Genomic DNA, 3437 nt, shown 5'->3' with positions numbered 1-3437 from the left:
TCGCGGCCGGCATCGGCATTGCACCCTCGGCTGTCATCTTCATCCTGATGATGGACCAGGCGGTGTTCACCATCACCGACACCGCGATGGGCATGGCCGCCGACCGCATCGGACGTTTTGTCGGGCGGCTCGGGCCGTGGATCGGCGTGCTGACGGCGATCTCGTGTGCCGCCTTCGTGGCGCTGCCTTTTGTCACCGGTCCAAACGCCAAAATCATCTTCATCGGTTTGATCCTGGTCTGGTCCATCACCTCGTCCGCGTTGCGGGCGCCGCCGCTGATCCTGCTCGGCCAGCATGCAGCGAAGCCGCGTGTGCCGTTCCTCGCAGCCGTGGTGATGCTCGGCTACGGCATCGCCGGCGGGGTCTCGCCCTATCTCGGCGTGCTCCTGCGCAACACTGATGCGCGGATGCCGTTCATCATCTCCACGATCGTGCTACTGATGACGGCGCTTGGACTATCGCAGGTCGGGCCGGGGCTGGGTCAGGCGGAGCGGCTCCAAGCCAAGCCTGCGCCGCTGCGCGGCGTGTCGATGCTGTTCATCATTGCCATGGTCATTCTGGCGCTCGGCTATCAGCTGCATTTCAGCGTCAACAGCGAGTTCTTCTATTTGAGGATCGCCAAGTCGGCCGATCTGCAATGGCTGATGCCGGTGTTCTGGATCGGCTTCAACGTCGCAATGTTTCCGGCCAGCGTGATCGTCAAGCATCGCGGCGCTCTGATCGTGATGGGGGCCGCAGGTCTGCTCGGCGCGGTCGCTGTCGCGATTGCTGAGGTCACTGGTGGATTGAACGTGATGATCGTCGCGCAGTTCGTCGCAGGCGCGGCCTGGGGCTGCATGATGATGGGCGCGATCTCGGCCGCGCTGTGGATCGGCGCGACCGGTGCCGAGGGCAAGGTGACCGGGCTGGTATTTTCGGCGCTGGCGCTGGCTACCTGTGCACGGATGTCGGCGGTCGCCGGCGGCCTGCAGAAGCTGCCGGACTACGCGCCGCTGGTGCATTGGGCGCCGGTCGCCTGCTGGCTGGTCGCCGGCACCGGGCTGCTGGTGATCGCCGCGGCGCGCATGCGGGGCAAGCAGGCGGCGGTCTAACCTCCAGCGTCACTCCGGGGCGAGGCTGAAGGCCTCGAACCCCGGAATGACGTCACTGGGGGCTTCGCCGGATGGATGAACGTCCATGGCGTGACTTCCGAATCCCGTGGCACCTCGATGTCGATCAAATACGGCCCGCCGGCGGCGAGTGCCTGTTCCAGCGCCGCGCGGAATTGATCCGGCGCGGTGACTTTGCTGGCGCCGATGCCGAAGGACTCCGCGAGCTTGACGAAGTCAGGGTTGACGAGGTCGGACGCCACCACGCGGCCGTCGAAACGTTGGCGCTGGTCGCGGCGGACATTGCCATAGGCGTTGTTGTTGAAGACAAGCGTCACCACGCCGATGTTGAACTGCACGGCGGTGGCAAGCTCTTGCACGCCGAACATGAAGCCGCCGTCGCCGGTGATGGCGACCACGGGCTTGTCCGGATTGGCGACCTTGGCCCCGAGCGCGGTCGGGAAGCCCGAACCAAGCGTGCCCTGATAGCCTGACGTGATGAAGGTGCGGGGCTGGTAGACCGGAAAGCCGTACCAGGAGGCGAAGCCGACTTGCGATAGCTCGTCGGTGACGATGGCGTCGTGCGGCAACACCTCGCGCAGCACGTTCAGATAGGCCATCTGCGGCTGCACCTGCTGGATCTCTTTCAGAGACGCCGCTGAAGCGTCACGGATCGCTGTACGCCGGCCGTTAGTCTTGCTGCGGCCCGCCTTGCTGACAGCCGCGAGCAGTTCCGCGGTGCCAGCCTTGGCGTCGGCGACCACGGAGACATCGGTGGCGACCCGCCGCATCTCCACCGGATCGATGTCGATACGGATCGACTTCAGCCCATCGGGACGGAACGGCCAGCGGAAACTGGTCGAGAGCTCCATGCGGGTGCCGATACCAATCATCAGATCGGTCTGCGGCCACAGCTTGTAAGCCGCCGCCATGGTGACGCCGAGCTCATGCGCATTGGAGACGATGCCGCGCCCGGAGCGGAAGGCGACGACCGGCGCATCGATCATCTCTGCCAGCTCCTGGATTTCCTCGCGCGCGTGAATGGCGCCCGAGCCGACGAAGATCATCGGCGCCTTCGCAGCCTTGATCAGCGCGGCAGCCTTCGCGATGCGGTCGCTGTCCGGCCGCGGTGCCGGGAAGGGCGCGAGCGGCTTGACGGCTTCCGCGTCGGTGCGTTGGGTAAACACGTCCCAGGGCATCTCGATTGCGGCAGGACCGCGCCGGCCCGACAGCATCTCCTGGAAGGCGCGCGCAACCAAGGTCGGCGCAACGTCGGGATATTCGGCCCGGTCGGCCCAGTTGACGAAGGTGCGCAGGGTCGCAAGCTGATCCGGCATCTCGTGCAGATGGCCGCGGCCCTTGCCGAGGAATTCCGTCGGCACCTGGCCAGTCAGGCACAGCACCGGCTCGTTGCCACCGAACGCGGTGAGCAGCGCGGCGCCGGCATTGAGCACGCCGGGGCCAGGCACCACGCTGAACACGCCGGGCTTGCCGGACGAACGCGCATAGCCATAGGCCATGTAGCCGCAAGCCTGCTCGTGGCGCGCGCCGATCACCTTGAGCTGCGCCTGATGGAAGGCGTCGAACAGGCCGTAGATCTGCGCGCCCGGCAAGCCGAACACGGTGTCGACGCCGTGCGCGACAAGGCCACTGACGATTGCTTCGCCGCCGGTCATGCTGGTCATGGCAATTCCAAATCTTAAGTTACAGGGTTTCGTCGACCACGCCGTTGCGCAACAGGCCGACGCCTTCGGCCTCGACCTCGATCACATCGCCGGGCTTCAGGTAGCGCGGCGGATCGAACCGTGCACCGGCGCCGGTCGGCGTGCCCGTCACGATCACGTCGCCAGGCATCAGTGTGGTGAAGGTCGAAATGTAGTTGATGAGATAACGGAAGCCGAACATCAGCCGCGAGGTGCGGTCGTCCTGTCGCAGCTCGCCATTGACCTTGGTGGTCAGCCTGACATCGGCGATCTGCGCCTCATCCGTGTAGGGCACGATCCAGGGACCGAGGCTGCCGGTGGAATCGAAATTCTTGCCCTGCGTGACGTTGAACTTGGCATGCCGCACCCAGTCGCGGATTGTGCCCTCGTTGCAGAGCGTTAGCGCTGCAATGTGATCGAGCGCGGATGCTTCCGGGATGTGCCGCCCCGCCTTGCCGATCACGAGCACGAGCTCGCCTTCATAGTCGAGCTGCTGCGAGACGCGCGGCCGCACCAGCGGCGTGCCATGGCCGACGAAGGAGCGCGGCGTGCGCATGAACATCGACGGATATTTCGGCGCGTCCTGCCCGTCCTTGTACTCGGCATTGCGATCTGGATAGTTGACGCCGATGCAGATGATCTTTTC

Annotated in this window: 3 protein-coding genes; 1 reads left to right on the top strand and 2 read right to left on the bottom strand. The window is 65.3% G+C overall.

Annotated features, from left to right (window positions below):
• Positions 1-1091: MFS transporter (locus tag WA702_RS27025; protein WP_425113603.1), on the top strand; the 1091-nt coding region annotated here is incomplete at its 5' end.
• Here the strand turns inward: WA702_RS27025 and WA702_RS27020 are convergent.
• Together WA702_RS27020 and WA702_RS27015 are read right to left on the bottom strand one after the other, a co-directional pair.
• A complete protein-coding gene (locus WA702_RS27020; RefSeq protein WP_425113602.1) occupies positions 1088-2773 on the bottom strand; it encodes a thiamine pyrophosphate-dependent enzyme in 1686 nt (561 codons plus the stop codon). The genes WA702_RS27025 and WA702_RS27020 overlap by 4 nt on opposite strands.
• Positions 2774-2792: 19 nt before the next feature.
• Positions 2793-3437 (bottom strand): fumarylacetoacetate hydrolase family protein (locus WA702_RS27015; protein ID WP_425113601.1); only part of this gene is annotated, 645 nt, incomplete at its 5' end.

This window comes from Bradyrhizobium sp., from assembly GCF_049798375.1.
Lineage (GTDB): Bacteria > Pseudomonadota > Alphaproteobacteria > Rhizobiales > Xanthobacteraceae > Bradyrhizobium.
Note: the sequence above shows the minus strand (reverse complement) of the source record. Positions and strands in the feature narration are given on the sequence as shown.